General features: G+C 43.2%; 11 protein-coding genes and 8 tRNA genes. 18 read left to right on the top strand and 1 reads right to left on the bottom strand.

Annotated elements, in window-relative coordinates; all coding sequences use genetic code 11:
• Nucleotides 1-10 precede the first annotated feature (10 nt).
• From truD to rpoS, 5 genes are all read left to right on the top strand, one after another.
• Nucleotides 11-1,078, top strand: a complete 1,068-nt coding sequence (gene truD, locus CXF86_RS02305) for a tRNA pseudouridine(13) synthase TruD (protein WP_102038253.1) — start codon at nt 11-13, stop codon at nt 1,076-1,078.
• Entirely contained in the window at nt 1,075-1,827 is a 753-nt protein-coding gene (gene surE, locus CXF86_RS02300; protein WP_102038252.1) for a 5'/3'-nucleotidase SurE, read from the top strand. Before truD ends, surE begins: the two co-directional genes overlap by 4 nt.
• Nucleotides 1,828-1,861: 34 nt before the next feature.
• Nucleotides 1,862-2,497, top strand: a complete 636-nt coding sequence (locus CXF86_RS02295; protein ID WP_101090611.1) for a protein-L-isoaspartate(D-aspartate) O-methyltransferase — start codon at nt 1,862-1,864, stop codon at nt 2,495-2,497.
• An 82-nt stretch (nt 2,498-2,579) separates the two neighbouring features.
• The gene (locus CXF86_RS02290) at nt 2,580-3,476 is read left to right on the top strand and encodes a peptidoglycan DD-metalloendopeptidase family protein (protein WP_102038251.1); all 897 of its coding nucleotides are present in this window, start codon (nt 2,580-2,582) and stop codon (nt 3,474-3,476) included.
• A 76-nt stretch (nt 3,477-3,552) separates the two neighbouring features.
• On the top strand, nt 3,553-4,521 hold the full coding sequence (gene rpoS, locus CXF86_RS02285; RefSeq protein WP_101090613.1) for an RNA polymerase sigma factor RpoS: 969 nt from the start codon (nt 3,553-3,555) through the stop codon (nt 4,519-4,521).
• Between the two features lie 75 nt (nt 4,522-4,596).
• On the opposite strand, the gene mutS is transcribed toward rpoS, so the two are convergent.
• A complete protein-coding gene (gene mutS, locus CXF86_RS02280; protein WP_102038250.1) occupies nt 4,597-7,179 on the bottom strand; it encodes a DNA mismatch repair protein MutS in 2,583 nt (860 codons plus the stop codon).
• Nucleotides 7,180-7,498: 319 nt separating this feature from the next.
• Between mutS and recA the strand changes: the two genes are divergently transcribed.
• The 13 genes from recA to CXF86_RS02215 all read left to right on the top strand — a co-directional run bounded on the left by recA (nt 7,499) and on the right by CXF86_RS02215 (nt 16,539).
• On the top strand, nt 7,499-8,566 hold the full coding sequence (gene recA / locus CXF86_RS02275) for a recombinase RecA (protein WP_101090615.1): 1,068 nt from the start codon (nt 7,499-7,501) through the stop codon (nt 8,564-8,566).
• A 456-nt stretch (nt 8,567-9,022) separates the two neighbouring features.
• Nucleotides 9,023-11,647: an alanine--tRNA ligase gene (alaS, locus tag CXF86_RS02270; RefSeq protein ID WP_102038249.1), complete on the top strand. Its 2,625-nt coding sequence runs from the start codon at nt 9,023-9,025 to the stop codon at nt 11,645-11,647.
• Between the two features lie 474 nt (nt 11,648-12,121).
• Nucleotides 12,122-12,319, top strand: a complete 198-nt coding sequence (csrA, locus tag CXF86_RS02265; RefSeq protein ID WP_101090617.1) for a carbon storage regulator CsrA — start codon at nt 12,122-12,124, stop codon at nt 12,317-12,319.
• A 200-nt stretch (nt 12,320-12,519) separates the two neighbouring features.
• Nucleotides 12,520-12,611: transfer RNA gene (locus CXF86_RS02260), tRNA-Ser, on the top strand.
• A 21-nt stretch (nt 12,612-12,632) separates the two neighbouring features.
• Nucleotides 12,633-12,709: transfer RNA gene (locus CXF86_RS02255), tRNA-Arg, on the top strand.
• A gap of 32 nt (nt 12,710-12,741) precedes the next feature.
• A tRNA-Arg gene (locus CXF86_RS02250) sits at nt 12,742-12,818 on the top strand.
• A gap of 32 nt (nt 12,819-12,850) precedes the next feature.
• Nucleotides 12,851-12,927, top strand: a tRNA-Arg gene (locus tag CXF86_RS02245).
• A gap of 33 nt (nt 12,928-12,960) precedes the next feature.
• Nucleotides 12,961-13,037, top strand: a tRNA-Arg gene (locus CXF86_RS02240).
• A 30-nt stretch (nt 13,038-13,067) separates the two neighbouring features.
• Nucleotides 13,068-13,144, top strand: a tRNA-Arg gene (locus tag CXF86_RS02235).
• 32 nt (nt 13,145-13,176) lie between these two features.
• A tRNA-Arg gene (locus tag CXF86_RS02230) sits at nt 13,177-13,253 on the top strand.
• A gap of 104 nt (nt 13,254-13,357) precedes the next feature.
• Nucleotides 13,358-13,449 (top strand) — tRNA-Ser (locus tag CXF86_RS02225).
• A 464-nt stretch (nt 13,450-13,913) separates the two neighbouring features.
• Nucleotides 13,914-15,464 carry an arylsulfatase gene (locus CXF86_RS02220; protein ID WP_180960995.1) on the top strand — a complete coding sequence of 517 codons (1,551 nt, stop codon included), beginning with the start codon at nt 13,914-13,916 and terminating at the stop codon, nt 15,462-15,464.
• 97 nt (nt 15,465-15,561) lie between these two features.
• On the top strand, nt 15,562-16,539 hold the full coding sequence (locus CXF86_RS02215) for an AAA family ATPase (RefSeq protein ID WP_101090618.1): 978 nt from the start codon (nt 15,562-15,564) through the stop codon (nt 16,537-16,539).
• Nucleotides 16,540-16,547: the final 8 nt, after the last annotated feature.

The following is a 16,547-nucleotide window of genomic DNA, read 5'->3' as shown; positions in this document are numbered from 1 at the left end:
TTATAGAGATATGAGCGAACTTCATTATTTACACGGTAAGCCCGCAGCTACTGCTGATCTAAGAACACATAATAGTGATTTCTTAGTACAAGAAATTCTGCCTTTTGTGCCAACAGGCGAGGGCGAGCACCACCTGCTACACATTCGCAAAGATGGCCTTAATACACTCGAAGTCGCAAAAATGCTCTCAAGTTTTGCTCATGTTCATCCAAAAGAGGTGACTTACGCAGGGCAAAAAGATAAACATGCAGTGACCGAACAATGGTTTGGTGTTCGTATCCCAGGTAAAGAAACACCTAAATGGCAAGCACTTAACAGTGACAAAATCACAGTGATGACCGCTTCTCGTCATGGCAAAAAATTACGGATAGGGGCTTTGGCGGGAAACCGTTTCACCTTAGTATTGAGAAACGTCACTGAGATTGACGATGTTGTCGCTCGGCTGGAAAAGATAACTCAAATAGGTGTCCCCAATTATTTTGGTGAGCAACGTTTTGGTCATGAAGGCAAGAACCTTGTATTTGGTCGGCAGATGTTTGGCGGTCGCAATGTTAAAGACCGCAATAAACGCAGTATGTATCTTTCTGCTGTTCGCTCGAATGTGTTTAATGTGGCTACATCCGCGAGATTAGCCTCACATGGCATTGCGACGCTAAGCGGTGATTGTGTCATGCTGGCGGGTAGCAAGAGCTATTTCATTGCCGAGCAATGGGATGAAACCTTAACCGCACGTTTGGCCAAAAAAGATATCCAACTCTCGGCTCCTATGTGGGGGCGTGGTTTGCCATTAGCTCAAGCTGACGCCGCTGAAGTGGAAGCAAACGCGCTTGAAGACTTAGCGATTGATCGTGATGGATTAGAACATGCGGGGCTAAGTCAAGAGCGTCGTGCTCTGCTACTTGAACCACAGCATTTACAGTATCAAATTGAAGAAGATACCATTACGCTTAAATTTGCTTTACCATCAGGCTCTTATGCTACTTCTGTCTTACGAGAACTGTTTGAGTATCAAGATGTGCAAGAGGTGGCTAGAAAACAAATGCTAGCGGCACAACAGGAACTCGTTGCAACAGAATGAAAATTTTAATTAGTAACGATGATGGTGTAAATGCCGAAGGTATCGTTGCTTTGACAAACGCGTTAAAGCAGATAGCAGAAACCTTAACTGTTGGCCCAGATCGTAACTGCTCTGGTGCGAGTAACTCGCTGACCTTGACCAATCCACTGCGGCTGAATAAGTTAGACAATGGTTATATCTCGGTGAGCGGCACTCCAACTGATTGTGTACACCTTGCGATAAGAGAGTTGTATCAAGATGAACCAGACATGGTAGTGTCGGGGATCAACGCTGGTGCAAATATGGGCGATGATACTCTCTATTCTGGCACTGTTGCGGCAGCAATGGAGGGCCGCTTCTTAGGCTTTCCAGCGATAGCTATTTCGCTTGTGGGCTCTGAGTTAAAACATTATGAAACAGCAGCTTATTTTGCGTTGAAAATTGTTAAAGGCTTACAGAAACAACCTATTGCGCAAGATAAGATTTTGAATATCAATGTGCCTGACCTGCCTCTTACTGATGTTAAAGGCATCAAGATCACTCGATTGGGTGCAAGGCATCGAGCTGAAGGGATGATCAGGACACAAGATCCCGCAGGCAAAGAGATATTTTGGTTAGGCCCGCCAGGTGATCAACAAGACGCAAGTGAAGGTACTGACTTTTATGCTGTTGCCAACGGCTATGTTTCTATAACGCCATTGACTGTCGACTTAACCGCCTTTGAGCAGTTAGCGGCAATGACGACTTGGTTAGCAACCGTAGAGTTGTAGACAAATAATTTTAATACTATTGGAACCGTTATTTATGAACCGGCTCGCGTCAACGTCAGCTTTGAATCTAGCAAAAAGTCTGTATGAAGCTGGCATCCGTCAAGAGTCAGTTTTAAAAGCGGTGGCTAATACGCCAAGAGAGCGTTTTTTAGATGCTGCGCTAGGGCATAAAGCCTATGAAAATACGGCACTGCCAATTGGTCAAGGACAGACCATATCGCAACCTTATATTGTTGCCAGGATGACCGAGATTTTATTGCAAAGTAAACCGAAAAAGGTGCTAGAAATAGGCACTGGTTCAGGTTATCAAGCGGCAATATTAGCTCAGTTAGTACCACAGCTATGTACTGTTGAACGGATTAAGAGCCTACAAATTCAAGCAAGACAACGTTTAAAAAAGCTTGATCTACATAATATTGCTTTTAAATATGGCGACGGTTGGCAAGGCTGGCCGAGTAAAGGGCCTTATGATGCGATTATGGTCACCGCTGCTGCTGCGAGTGTGCCTAGCGCGTTAATAGAACAGCTAGCAGAGGGTGGTGTGCTTGTTATCCCTGTAGGAGAAGCATCTCAGCAATTACTGAAAGTCACTCGTGTGGGTGATAAATGTGTGTCAGAGGCAATAGAGGTTGTGCGATTTGTGCCATTAGTGAGTGGTGAACTTGCTTAACTTTATTGTTACTCTTGTTGTAGTCCTTGTCCTAAATTTTAAGTCATGGTCGCAGATTTGCGATTTGGGGTAGCCGAGTCATATGAAGTTTATTGCGTACTTCTGTATCATTTTTACTTTTGCATTATCAGGTTGCAGCTTCCAAGCTGAGCGCCCCGCACCCGTGGAATCCTTGAACTCCCCGATAAAGCCGTCTTATGACAGAGGTTCGATTACCAGTAGCCGATATAAAGTTAAACAGGGCGATACCTTGTACTCTATCTCTTGGGGGGCAAATAAAGATTTTGCTGATGTTGCTAAGGTCAATAACCTGCGAAAGCCTTATACCATCTACCCTGGACAGGTATTGAGTTTTCGCTCTAAAAAATCTGTTACAAATACTAATACTGCCAAAAAAACGTCAAAAACAGCTGTTAAATCGACTGCAAAGAACACTAAAGTTATTAGTAAACAAAGTGTTAAGCCTAATTCTGTTGATAAAAAAACGACTAAAACAGCGTCAAAAAAACAGCTTGATCAAGTTGCAAAGCCTGCGTACTCTGTAACAAGCAGTCAACAAGTTGTTAACCCTGTTATCCACAAGCGAGAGTCAACCTTACCTAAAAAGGTAAGTCGGTGGTTCTGGCCTGTGAAAGGTAAGGTGATTGGAACTTTCTCAGCCAAAGAGCAGGGAAATAAAGGAATAAAGATCGCGGGTAATCGTGGTGATGCAATTAAAGCTGCTGCTAGTGGTAGAGTGGTTTATGCAGGAAGTGCACTACGAGGTTATGGTAATTTAGTTATTATAAAGCATAGTGACGATTATCTAAGTGCATATGCACATGCTGATAAGATCTTAGTAAAAGAAAAGCAACTTGTTAATGTTGGACAGACAGTTGCTGAAATGGGTAATACCGGCACTAATCGGGTCATGCTACATTTTGAGATCCGTTATCATGGGAAGTCAGTAAACCCACTTAAATATTTGCCTAAGCAATAGTTGATTAGGCTGCCAGTTTGGCAAATCGGAGGACAGTATAGTGCAGTAGTTAAATATGAAATTTGGGAGATATATTATGGGCAGAACAAATAATGCCGTAGTGGCAGAAAAACCTACGAATACTTCTGTAAAAGGATTAACATCAGACGTCAATAAAAAGGAAGTTAAAGAAGCAGAGTTGGAGCAACAAGTACAAGACGATTTACAAAAAAACCTCGATGCGACACAACTGTATCTAGGTGAAATAGGATTTTCCCCCCTTCTCAGCGCAGAAGAAGAGGTGTTTTTTTCACGCAAGTCACTTAAAGGCTGTGAAAAATCCCGCAACCGCATGATCGAAAGTAACCTCAGATTAGTCGTAAAAATTGCACGTCGATATAATAATCGTGGCTTAGCGCTGCTCGATCTTATTGAAGAAGGTAATTTGGGCTTAATCCGTGCCGTAGAGAAGTTCGATCCTGAACGTGGTTTCAGATTCTCAACTTATGCGACGTGGTGGATCAGACAAACAATCGAACGAGCAATTATGAATCAGACTCGTACGATTCGATTACCCATCCATGTCGTAAAAGAGCTTAATGTTTACCTGCGTACTGCACGAGAGCTAGCTCAAAAATTAGACCATGAGCCTACCGCAGAAGAAATTGCAGATAAACTCGATCTATCAAGCAGCGATGTCAGTCGTATGCTCAAGTTAAACGAACGCATCACCTCAGTCGATACCCCGTTGGGTGGCGAAAGTGATAAGGCGTTACTGGATGTATTAGCTGATGACGACAATGTTGGACCTGATTATAAGGTTCAAGATGAAGATATGTCGAAATCAGTAGTGAAGTGGTTAGATGAACTTAATACCAAGCAAAGAGAAGTGCTAGCGCGCCGATTTGGTTTATTAGGCTATGAGCCATCAACACTTGAAAACGTCGGTAAAGAGATTGGCTTAACCCGTGAGCGTGTACGCCAAATTCAAGTTGAAGCATTAAAGCGCTTAAAAGATTTGTTAGGCGCCCAAGGTCTATCTGTTGAGGCTATTTTTAGAATTTAGCAACCGGTAGATAAAGAAAAGGCGCCGCTGGCGCCTTTTTTGTTTCTATTGCTTAAAGCAAAGAGACTTATATTATTACAGTGATAACTTTTTTAAGTGATAAAGATAATCGAGCGCTTGCCTTGGTGTCAGTTCATCGGGATTGAGCTTTTCAAGTGCCTCAATCACAGCTGATGATGCTTGTGTTGGCAAACTGATGGCTTGTTGAGCCAAAATCTGACCATTTTGCGACTGCTCCATTGCCTGATCGCGGCTTTCTAAATGGTGAAGCTTTTGTTTGGCAGCACTTATGACGCTGTTTGGCACACCTGCAAGTGCGGCAACCTGCAATCCGTAACTTCGACTGGCTGGGCCCTCTTGCACCGCATGCATAAACACGATTGAATCACCATGTTCAACGGCATCCAGATGCACATTTTCGACGTTATCCATCAGCTCCGGAAGCTGGGTTAACTCAAAGTAATGCGTTGCAAATAGCGTCATTGCGTTAAGGTTTTTGGCTAAATACTCTGCAGCCGACCATGCCAATGATAAGCCATCGTAGGTAGATGTACCGCGGCCAATCTCATCCATTAAGACCAGACTGTTTGGCGTTGCATTATGAAGGATATTCGCCGTTTCGGTCATCTCGACCATAAAAGTCGATCGTCCAGAAGCGAGATCGTCTGACGCGCCAATACGGGTAAATATTCTATCGACAGGGCCAATTACGGCATGCTCCGCAGGAACGTAACAACCAATATGTGCCATCAAGGTGATTAAGGCTATCTGCCTCATATAGGTGGACTTACCCCCCATGTTTGGACCGGTAACAATCAGCATTTTACGTTGGTCATCTAGCGTTACTGGGTTCGCTATAAAGGGACTTTGACTTACTTGCTCGACAACAGGATGGCGACCTGCTTCTATATGTATTCCTGAAGCTTCTGATAGTTCTGGGCAGGCGTAGTTAAGTGTTTCAGCGCGTTCAGCAAAGTTACACAAGACATCCAATTCAGCCGCGGCTTTGGCAAACTCTTGCAGCTCATGTATTTTCGGCAATAGGAGGTCAAATAACTGTTCCCATAACTGTTTTTCTAATGCGAGTGCTTTACCTTGGCTTGAAAGGACTTTTTCTTCGTGTTCTTTCAGTTCCGCAATGATATAACGCTCTGTGTTTTTTAGCGTTTGACGGCGTTGATAACTCAAGGGCACCAGATCTGATTCGCGGCGGCTGACTTCAATGTAGTATCCATGTACTCGGTTGTAGCCGACTTTTAGGGTAGATATCCCTGTTTGTTCTTTCTCTCGAGCTTCCAACTGGGCAAGGTAATCGGTAGCACCGGCGCTTAGTACACGCCATTCATCAAGCTCTGCATCATAACCGTCACGTATTACACCACCATCACGAATAAGCATTGGTGGATTATCGACAATGGCATTTGACAGCAAGACTAGTTCTTCAGGGAACTCGCCAATGACTTGAGACAGGTATTGAAGGTGAGGAACTGTTGTCGACTTAAGCGTTTGCTGTAGTTGCGGTAACAAGCCTAATGCTTGACGTAAGCGCGCAAAATCTCTTGGACGGGCATTGCGCAGGGCGATACGAGCTGTTATTCGCTCAACGTCACCTAACGCTTTTAAGTCTTCAGCAAGGGTAAGGTAATGCTCACTGGTAATTAACTCGGCAATAGATGACTGTCGAGCATTTATGACTTGGTGATCACGCAGTGGCTGATGCAACCAGCGCTGTAGCATGCGGCTACCCATAGCTGTAACTGTATTATCTAATACAGAGGCTAAGGTGTTAGTTTGTCCGCCTTGCAGGTTTACTGTTAACTCCAAATTACGACGCGTCGCAGCATCAAGTATGATGCTGTCAGCTTGGTTAAAACGTATGATCGAGTTTATATGTGGTAATGCTGTACGCTGAGTATCTTTCACATACTGCATTAGGCAACCTGCAGCTTGCAGCGACAGTCTGGCATCTTCAATACCGAAACCTTTAAGGTCTTTAGTGCCAAATTGACTTAGCAGCAAACGGTGGCAAGTCTCAAAATCAAATTCCCACTCCGGTCGACGGCGAGTGCCATTCATGCCAGCAATAAGACTCATTTGTGAAAAGTCTTCGCTATAAAGCAATTCTGCCGGATTGGTTCTTTGCAATTCAGCTTCCAGAGCCTCGGTATCTTTCAGCTCTGTGACCACAAAACGGCCGGATGCGATATCAAGAGTCGCGTAACCATATCCCGCTTTGCCTTGATAGAGTGCGGCAAGTAAATTATCTTGCTTCTCTTGTAGCAAGGCTTCATCAGTCAAAGTCCCTGGGGTGACGAGACGGACAACTTTTCGATCAACTGGTCCCTTTGAAGTGGCTGGATCGCCTACTTGCTCGCAGATCGCGACAGACACACGAAGTTGCACTAGCTTCGCTAAATACCCTTCAACAGCGTGGTAGGGTAGGCCAGCCATAGGGATCGGGTCGCCACCACTTTTTCCGCGTGCTGTTAATGAGATACCAAGCAACTCAGAAGCGAGTTTGGCATCTTCGTAAAAAAGCTCGTAGAAGTCCCCCATGCGATAAAATAGCAACATATCTGGATTTTCCGCTTTTAGCGTCAAATATTGACGCATCATCGGGGTGTGTTTTTCTAAGTTTTGCGGATCAATAGCAGTCATCAATTTGCTTTGCCTGTACTTTACTGCGGCGCGTAGTGGCCATTAAACATTTATGGTTGCCAATCTTAACAATTTTTTACTCATCTTAGTGGGGATTATTATGATGAAATACTGTTAACTAAGGGCGTTTTTTACGTACGATTGCTTATCTGTATGATTTTGTTGGTTTAATAAAAAAATCTTGCACAGTACTTGATACTGTATGATTGTACAGTATACTAGTTTCATATTGAGGCCCTAAAGTAGATATTAGAGTCGTCATCAAAATGATAATACAGTGCTGAAACTGTGTTAGCACTGTGATTTTAAGGAAATAATAATGAAGATAGATCCAAATAAAGAGAAAGCGTTAAACGCCGTTTTAGGTCAAATTGAAAAGCAATTTGGTAAAGGTTCAATTATGAAGTTGGGCGAAAATCGTTCAATGGATGTTGAAACAATCTCTACTGGCTCTCTATCTTTGGATGTGGCGTTGGGTGCTGGTGGCCTGCCTATGGGGCGTATTTGCGAAATCTACGGTCCAGAATCATCAGGTAAAACAACACTAACGTTGGAAGTGATTGCTGCAGCACAGAGGCAGGGCAAGATTTGTGCATTTATCGATGCCGAGCATGCTTTGGACCCCATCTATGCAAAGAATCTAGGTGTTGATATTGATAATTTACTTTGCTCACAACCTGATACTGGTGAGCAAGCGTTAGAGATTTGTGATGCATTGAGTCGTTCTGGCGCAGTTGACGTTATTGTTGTTGACTCCGTGGCGGCATTAACGCCAAAAGCTGAAATTGAAGGCGAAATTGGTGACTCTCACATGGGCCTAGCGGCGCGTATGATGAGCCAAGCAATGCGTAAACTTGCAGGTAACCTTAAGCAATCAAACACTTTGCTTATCTTCATTAACCAAATTCGTATGAAAATTGGTGTCATGTTTGGTAACCCTGAAACCACGACTGGTGGTAACGCACTTAAGTTCTACGCTTCTGTTCGTTTAGATATTCGCCGTACTGGTGCGATCAAAGACCGCGATGAAGTTATTGGTAACGAAACGCGCGTTAAAGTGGTTAAGAACAAAATTGCTGCGCCGTTTAAGCAAGCTGAATTCCAAATCCTTTATGGCAAAGGTATTAACAGTACTGGCGAGCTAGTTGACTTAGGCGTTATTCATAAGTTAATTGAAAAGTCAGGTGCTTGGTATGCATACAAAGGCAGTAAAATTGGTCAAGGCCGTGCAAACGCTGGTAAGTATTTAATTGAAAACCCAGAAGTGTCTGACGAAATTGAGGCTACTTTGCGTTCAATGTTATTAGGCAAAGGCGAAAAAGTAACAGCGGAAACTACTGACACTGCAGGTGACAATGTTGATTTAGAAACAGGCGAAGTTTTTTAAGTCCCTTTTTTGAGTTAGCTTTTTAATACTTATGCCCCAATCAGCATTACACGTCACGGCGCGCTTATAGCGCGCCGTGATCATTCCCGTAAAAAATCCAAACCAAACTAAACTTTCTGAGTTTGACGTACTAAAAATTAAAATGGTGCTAATAGCCGTGCTCTTACAGTCTATTTAGACGACAGTCGTTATCTAATAGGGCAAAGTCTTCATTCGAACAAATATCTTATGCTCTTGAATGTGATCCTTACGATTAATTTGTCATTTGCTAGCAACCTCATTTTCACCACTCATATCTTAGAATGATCCCGCAATACCCATTTTTTTAGCTGTCTACGCAGTTTTGTCACTACAGGGCTGGTTGTTAGCCATGACACTGCTTATAATGCTTTCCATAAAAATTTATCATTAGGCTCTTTTTCGGGCTAGTTGCACAACCTAATTCAGGACGGTTTCATGTATCAAACTACTGCAGCACTGCGTAGTGCTTTCTTGGCATATTTCGGTACCAATGGTCATCAGGTCGTTGATAGTAGCTCTCTAGTGCCAACTAATGACCCTACGTTATTATTTACTAATGCGGGTATGAACCAGTTCAAAGACGTATTTCTTGGAGAAGACAAGCGCAATTATAGCCGTGCCACCTCATCTCAGCGATGTGTAAGAGCGGGCGGTAAGCATAATGATTTAGATAATGTTGGTTACACAGCGCGCCACCATACATTTTTTGAAATGCTCGGTAACTTTAGCTTTGGTGATTACTTCAAAGAAGAAGCGATAAACTTTGCTTGGAATTTTCTAACTAAAGAGCTAAAACTGCCCAAAGAGCGTTTATGCGTCACTATTTACGACACCGATAACGAAGCTTACGATATCTGGACGAAAAAAATCGGTATTGCACCTGAAAATGTTATTCGTATAGGCGATAACAAAGGCGCTGCTTATGCTTCCGATAATTTCTGGCAGATGGGCGACACAGGACCTTGTGGTCCTTGTTCTGAAATTTTCTATGATCACGGCGATCATATCTGGGGTGGCCGTCCCGGTACGCCAGAAGAAGACGGTGACAGATTTATTGAGATCTGGAACATCGTATTCATGCAGTATAACCGTCAATCAAATGGTGATATGAATCCGTTACCTCGACCTTCTGTTGATACAGGAATGGGGATTGAGCGAATTGCTGCGATTATGCAGGGCGTGCATTCAAACTATGAGATTGATATTTTCCAAGCGTTAATCAAAAAGACGGCTGAAATCCTCGGCGTTACTGATTTAGAAAATAAATCACTACGTGTTATCTCCGATCATATCCGCTCATGTGCATTTTTAATTGCTGACGGTGTGATGCCATCGAATGAAGGCCGCGGTTATGTATTACGTCGTATTATTCGCCGTGCCGTTCGTCACGGAAATAAATTAGGTGCTACTAGCAGCTTCTTTTATAAGCTGGTTCCGACTCTGATCGAAGTTATGGGTGATGCCGCTAAAGGTTTAGTGGCTACGCAACCAATAGTTGAAAAGTCACTTAAAGCTGAAGAAGAGCAGTTTGCTCGTACACTCGAGCGCGGTCTAGGTATTCTTGATAATGCGTTAACAAATCTTAAAGGTGATGTATTAGACGGTGAAACAGCCTTTAAATTGTATGACACATACGGATTCCCAGTTGATTTAACCGCAGATGTTTGTCGCGAGCGAGATATCACTGTCGATGAAGCTGGTTTTAAAACTGCCATGGCAGAGCAGCGAAGCCGTGCTCAAGCCGCTGGCCAGTTTGAAACTGATTACAATGATGGTCTAAAGATAGATGCACAAAGTGCTTTCGTTGGTTATGAGAGTCTTAATAACCAAGCGACGATTATTGCTATCTATAAAACGGGTGAATCGGTCAATGAGCTTGCTGCAGGTGACGAAGCGGTAATTGTACTGGATAACACACCATTTTACGGTGAATCTGGTGGCCAGTGTGGCGACAAAGGTGTGCTTATTGCTGATGGTGTTGAGTATAACGTTACTGATACCCAAAAATACGGCCAAGCAATTGGCCATATTGGCAAGTTAGCGAGCGGCTCAATTAAAGTTGGTCTGTCTGTTTCTACTGATGTCGACAAAGACCGTCGTCATAGAACAGAGCTAAACCACTCCGTTACGCATTTACTTCATGCAGCGTTGCGCCAAGTGTTAGGTACGCACGTAACTCAGAAAGGCTCGTTAGTTGACCCTGAACGTTTACGTTTCGACTTCTCTCATTTTGAAGGCGTTAAAGCCTCTGAGGTCAAAGAAGTAGAAGAGTTGGTTAATACTCAAATCCGCCATAACCACGCGTTAACTGCTGAAGTGATGGACATAGAGCAAGCCAAAGAGAAAGGCGCTATGGCGTTATTTGGCGAGAAGTATGACGATGAAGTTCGTGTTGTCTCTATGGGAGACTTCTCAATTGAGCTCTGTGGCGGAACACACGTAGGTCGTACTGGTGATATTGGCTTGTTTAAGATCACCTCTGAAGGTGGTATTGCCGCGGGTATACGTCGAATCGAAGCGGTAACAGGGGCAGCTGCAATGGCTTATATTGCTAAGCAGCAGGATCAGCTGGAAGAAGCTGCGTCGTTATTGAAAGGCGATAGTGCCTCTGTTGTGGTAAAGCTCAAGGCACAACTGGATAAGGCTAAGTTGCTTGAGAAAGAGCTTGCACAGTTAAAAGATAAACTTGCGGCAGCAACCAGTGCCGATCTCGTTGGTGAAGCTGTTGACGTCAATGGTATTAAAGTTTTAGTTAAGAAGCTTGATGGTGTCGATGCAGGTTCGCTTCGCAGTTTGCAAGATGAACTCAAGCAGAAGCTTAAGTCTGGTATTGTTGTATTGGGGATTGCTGGCGACGCCAAGGTGAACCTCATTGCGGGTGTCACTAAAGATCTCACTGGCAAAGTGAAAGCAGGTGAACTTATAGCTTCCATCGCTGTGCAAGTTGGTGGTAAAGGCGGTGGGCGTCCTGATATGGCACAAGCAGGTGGTAGCCAGCCTGAAAACCTTCAAAGTGCATTAGATAGCGTTATACCTTGGATTTCTGACAAGCTGGCTTAATCGAGATAGCTGTTGAATGAAAGTTTGAAAAACGCTCTTTATGAGCGTTTTTTGTTGTCTGGAGGCTAAAAGTTAGCATAAGTGCTAATGGTAGCGGCTATGTTTAGCAAACTAATTGCATAAATATCACTATTTACGAGAAAACTAGTAGATATAACAGTTAACTTTGGTATGGTGATTGTGACAATGTAATGTTGTTTGGCTAATGGATTTTAGAGGTGTTGCTGAAATGGTCTTCAAACTGTTTTCATGCCCGTTTAATCTCTATGTTTAATAATAGCCTTTTAGTGCAGAATTTTTTTAATATGGCTTGTAGGGTTTTGATGCTAGAACTGTATATAAAGGCAGTAAAGGTGCAATTAATTGGCGTATTTCAAATTGAATACTGTTAATTTGTACTAAGCTAACTCTATAATAAGTATATAGCGGAATAATGCCGTATAAAGCAAGTTTAGGAACTAAAGGAGCAACATAATGCTGATATTGACTCGTCGTGTTGGTGAAACACTGATGATTGGTGATGAAGTTACGGTCACTGTATTAGGCGTTAAAGGTAACCAAGTAAGAATTGGTGTTAATGCACCTAAAGAAATCTCTGTCCATCGTGAAGAGATATATCAACGCATTCAATCTGAAAAATCAGGGACTGCTCCAGAAGGCGGAAACTTCTGATTGTAGTTTGATGATTACTGAGAATTTTAGAAGCTAGTTTTTTAACTGGCTTTTTTATTTTTTAGGATATGAAAAGTATTATTATGGGCGTTCTTAGGCGGATATACAGTCAACATGCTTAAAAACAGTCCAAACGGAAATAGTTTCTTCGAAATGGTTTGACTTATTTTCGGCAAACAGTAATATGTGCGCCAAGAAACGGAGAGGTGGCCGAGTGGCCGAAGGCGCTCCCCTGCTAAGGGAGTATGGGCGTTAAATCCCATCGAGGGTTCGAATCCCTCCCTCTCCGCCATTTCTTACAGTAAACGACGATGCGGATGTAGCTCAGCTGGATAGAGTACCTGGCTACGAACCAGGCGGTCGGAGGTTCGACTCCTCCCATCCGCACCATAATTTACTGTTGTGTTTAAATGTTTTAGTGAGCGGATGTAGCTCAGCTGGATAGAGTACCTGGCTACGAACCAGGCGGTCGGAGGTTCGACTCCTCCCATCCGCACCATTAAATCATTTGAAAGTTTTTGCTTAATATTTGCGGATGTAGCTCAGCTGGATAGAGTACCTGGCTACGAACCAGGCGGTCGGAGGTTCGACTCCTCCCATCCGCACCATTAAGTTGTTTTAATTGCTTTACCTTTATATATGCGGATGTAGCTCAGCTGGATAGAGTACCTGGCTACGAACCAGGCGGTCGGAGGTTCGACTCCTCCCATCCGCACCATAAAGTTTTTAATTTTTTACCTTAATATATGCGGATGTAGCTCAGCTGGATAGAGTACCTGGCTACGAACCAGGCGGTCGGAGGTTCGACTCCTCCCATCCGCACCATTAAGTTTTTTAAATGTTTTATCTTTATATATGCGGATGTAGCTCAGCTGGATAGAGTACCTGGCTACGAACCAGGCGGTCGGAGGTTCGACTCCTCCCATCCGCACCATATAAGGCTTACAGATTTTGCGTTTTAGTTTTCATCGATAATGTCTTTGGAAACTAATTAAACGGATGGTGAATATAACTCCTTCCACGCGCACCATGTTTTGCGGAGAGGTGGCCGAGTGGCCGAAGGCGCTCCCCTGCTAAGGGAGTATGGGCGTTAAATCCCATCGAGGGTTCGAATCCCTCCCTCTCCGCCATTCTTAAAATACAAAAAAACCGCTTACTAAAGCGGTTTTTTTGTGCCTGAATTTTACCTATATGAATAGTGTCATTATTTTCATCAGTGTCAGTATCCATAATAATCTCCTTTCGTTTTATATTAATCAGTTACTTGCAACTTTCCTGATAGTTGCTTGCAGTATTAACAACAGATTGCATCAATAGTTTTAAATTCTAAGCAAAGCTTTGTTCATCTATTTACCTCACTAAAGATAGACTTTAGTTTTACGACCGCCACGAAATACTGCACCCCTACCTTACTTTTAGCCCATTAAGCTATAGCTGGAGTCAAATAATTGTAATTTTAGTTGATTACACTTTGGTAACGTGTGATTTTAAAGTTAGCAACTATATTTGTCGTAGTCATTCTGGAAGTCGCTTTGCGCAGAATGAGTTCAGGTTTGTATAAAAACAAGTTTGTATTAAAGAACGGAGATCTTTTATGACGCTACTTCGCAATAAGTTTACAAAAAAGTTAGCTCTACTATCGGTTACTGCTGGATTAATGTCCTTCGCGGCGACCGCAGCTGATAAACCTAATATTCTCGTTATCTGGGGAGATGATATTGGTCAATCTAATATCAGTGCCTATACCTTTGGCTTGATGGGTTACCAAACCCCGAATATTGATAGCATCGCCAAAGAGGGGATGATGTTCACTGATTACTACGGTGAGCAGTCTTGTACCGCAGGTCGCTCTACTTTTATTACGGGGCAAAGCGTGTTTCGTACTGGTTTGTCAAAAGTGGGAATGCCTGGAGCTGATGTCGGATTACAGGCCTCTGATGCAACCATAGCTGAAATCCTCAAACCGATGGGATATGCAACGGGGCAGTTCGGTAAAAATCATTTAGGCGATAAAGATGAGTTTTTACCAACAAACCATGGTTTTGATGAGTTTTTCGGTAACTTGTATCATCTTAATGCTGAAGAAGAACCTGAGAATATTGATTACCCTAAAAACCCTGAGTTCCGTAAAAAGTTTGGACCTCGTGGCGTTATTAAGTCTTCTGCCGATGGCAAAATCGAAGATACTGGACCGCTAACGAAAAAGCGTATGGAGACGGTGGACGATGAAACGGTCGCTGCGGCAATAGATTTTATGGAACGAAAGGTCAAAGCCAAGAAGCCATTCTTTGTTTGGTGGAGTGGTACTCGTATGCATTTTCGTACTCATGTTAAACCTGAGCTTCAAGGTTCAAGTGGTTTGAGTAATTATACCGACGGTATGATTGAACATGATAACCATGTAGGGCAATTACTCGATACCGTTGATAAGTTGGGCATAAAAGATAATACCATTGTTTTTTATTCAACCGACAATGGGCCACACATGAATACTTGGCCTGATGCGGGTACAACCCCATTTAGAGGTGAAAAGAATACAAACTGGGAAGGGGCTTACCGAGTTCCGGCCATGGTACGCTGGCCTGGAAAAATTGCAGCGGGTTCGGTTTCCAATGACATTATGCACCATATGGACTGGTTGCCGACTTTTGCCGCTGCCGCTGGCGATAGCAAGGTGAAAGAAAAGTTGTTAAAAGGCCATAAAGCGGGCAGTAAGAAGTTCAAGAACCATCTCGATGGTTATAACTTTTTGCCCTATTTAACCGGTAAAGATAAAACAGGTCCTCGTGAGGAGATTTTCTACTTTACTGATGATGGTGATTTAGCGGCGCTTCGCTTCAATAATTGGAAGCTGGTATTTATGGAGCAAAGAATGGCCGGTACATTAGCGTTATGGGCTGAGCCTTTTGTTGTTTTACGACTGCCAAAAATCTATAACTTAAGAACAGACCCGTATGAAAATGCAGATATCACTTCCAATACCTACTGGGATTGGATGTTAGACAGAGCGTTCATGTTAGTACCGGCGCAAGCTTATGTGGGTAAATTCCTAGAAACCTTTAAGGAATATCCACCTAGCCAAAAAGCAGCTAGCTTCAGTTTAGATCAAGTGATGGAGAAACTGCAGCAACCTGCGAGTAAATAGAAGTTGGTATCATTAAGGGCGCTTGCGCCCTTTTTCTATTTTTAAAGGGTACTGGTTTGGTGTCCTTTCAAAATGGGTAAAAAGGAAAAGCCATCATATGGAAAGCCAAGCGGTATATTCACAGCTGAGTGATTTACAAATAGCTTTAGAAAAGCAGGTTCTAGGCCAAGCACATGTAGTAAGAGGGTTGGTATTAGCGCTGTTGGCTGATGGGCATGTATTACTTGAGGGGCTTCCCGGTACCGCAAAAACCCGTTCGGTTAAAACGTTAGCTGATTTGCTGCATCTATCTCAAGGTCGAGTGCAATTTACCCCAGATTTGTTGCCATCGGACGTTATTGGTTATGAAGCGTTATCTTCCTCTGATAATAACCACATTGATTTTAATCCTGGCCCCATCTTTAATCATATTTTACTCGCGGATGAAATCAATAGAGCGCCGCCTAAAGTGCAGTCAGCTTTGCTTGAAGCAATGGAAGAGCGGCAGGTCACCATCGGTAATACTAGCCATCCGATGGAATCTGTTTTCTTGGTTCTAGCGACTCAGAACCCTATCGAACAAGAGGGAACTTACCCTTTACCCGAAGCGCAAATGGACCGGTTTTTATTTAAAATAGTGATTGATTACCCTGAGGATGAAACCGAACTAGCGATCATTCGTCTAACCAGAGGCCAAGAAGTTCGAACTGATAGTCCTCCAATAAAGATAGAAAATGCTGAAGTGTTAATTATGCAGGCACGTAGCTTAGTTCATGACGTATTTATGTCTGAGAGTATTGAGAAATATATCGTCGCTTTGGTGATGGGGACAAGAAAGCCGGAAAGATATCCTGATAGTGAGTTACAAAAATACATAAAAATTGGCGCCAGCCCAAGAGCTTCAATTGCACTCGATAAGGCGTCTCGCGCTCACGCAGTGCTAGAGGGGAGAGACTATGTTGATCCTGATGACGTGAGGGCGGTTGTAATGGCCGTACTTAGCCATAGGATCATGCTTTCGTATGCTGCAGTGGCAAACGGCAAGAGTGCTCAGGATGTGGTTAAAGAGCTTGTTAGTGTGACCCCCATCTTATGAAACAAGCT

Origin of the sequence: Shewanella sp. GutCb, from assembly GCF_002836135.1 — a bacterium.
GTDB lineage: Bacteria > Pseudomonadota > Gammaproteobacteria > Enterobacterales > Shewanellaceae > Shewanella.
This window is presented reverse-complemented; position numbering and strand designations above follow the sequence as displayed.

What these genes read in the sequence shown, in the direction of transcription:
- truD (WP_102038253.1), top strand. Translation starts at nt 11, where the DNA reads ATGAGCGAACTTCATTATTTACACGGTAAGCCCGCAGCTACTGCTGAT.
- surE (WP_102038252.1), top strand. Translation starts at nt 1,075, where the DNA reads ATGAAAATTTTAATTAGTAACGATGATGGTGTAAATGCCGAAGGTATC.
- CXF86_RS02295 (WP_101090611.1), top strand. Translation starts at nt 1,862, where the DNA reads ATGAACCGGCTCGCGTCAACGTCAGCTTTGAATCTAGCAAAAAGTCTG.
- CXF86_RS02290 (WP_102038251.1), top strand. Translation starts at nt 2,580, where the DNA reads ATGAAGTTTATTGCGTACTTCTGTATCATTTTTACTTTTGCATTATCA.
- rpoS (WP_101090613.1), top strand. Translation starts at nt 3,553, where the DNA reads ATGGGCAGAACAAATAATGCCGTAGTGGCAGAAAAACCTACGAATACT.
- mutS (WP_102038250.1), bottom strand. Translation starts at nt 7,179, where the DNA reads ATGACTGCTATTGATCCGCAAAACTTAGAAAAACACACCCCGATGATG.
- recA (WP_101090615.1), top strand. Translation starts at nt 7,499, where the DNA reads ATGAAGATAGATCCAAATAAAGAGAAAGCGTTAAACGCCGTTTTAGGT.
- alaS (WP_102038249.1), top strand. Translation starts at nt 9,023, where the DNA reads ATGTATCAAACTACTGCAGCACTGCGTAGTGCTTTCTTGGCATATTTC.
- csrA (WP_101090617.1), top strand. Translation starts at nt 12,122, where the DNA reads ATGCTGATATTGACTCGTCGTGTTGGTGAAACACTGATGATTGGTGAT.
- CXF86_RS02220 (WP_180960995.1), top strand. Translation starts at nt 13,914, where the DNA reads ATGACGCTACTTCGCAATAAGTTTACAAAAAAGTTAGCTCTACTATCG.
- CXF86_RS02215 (WP_101090618.1), top strand. Translation starts at nt 15,562, where the DNA reads ATGGAAAGCCAAGCGGTATATTCACAGCTGAGTGATTTACAAATAGCT.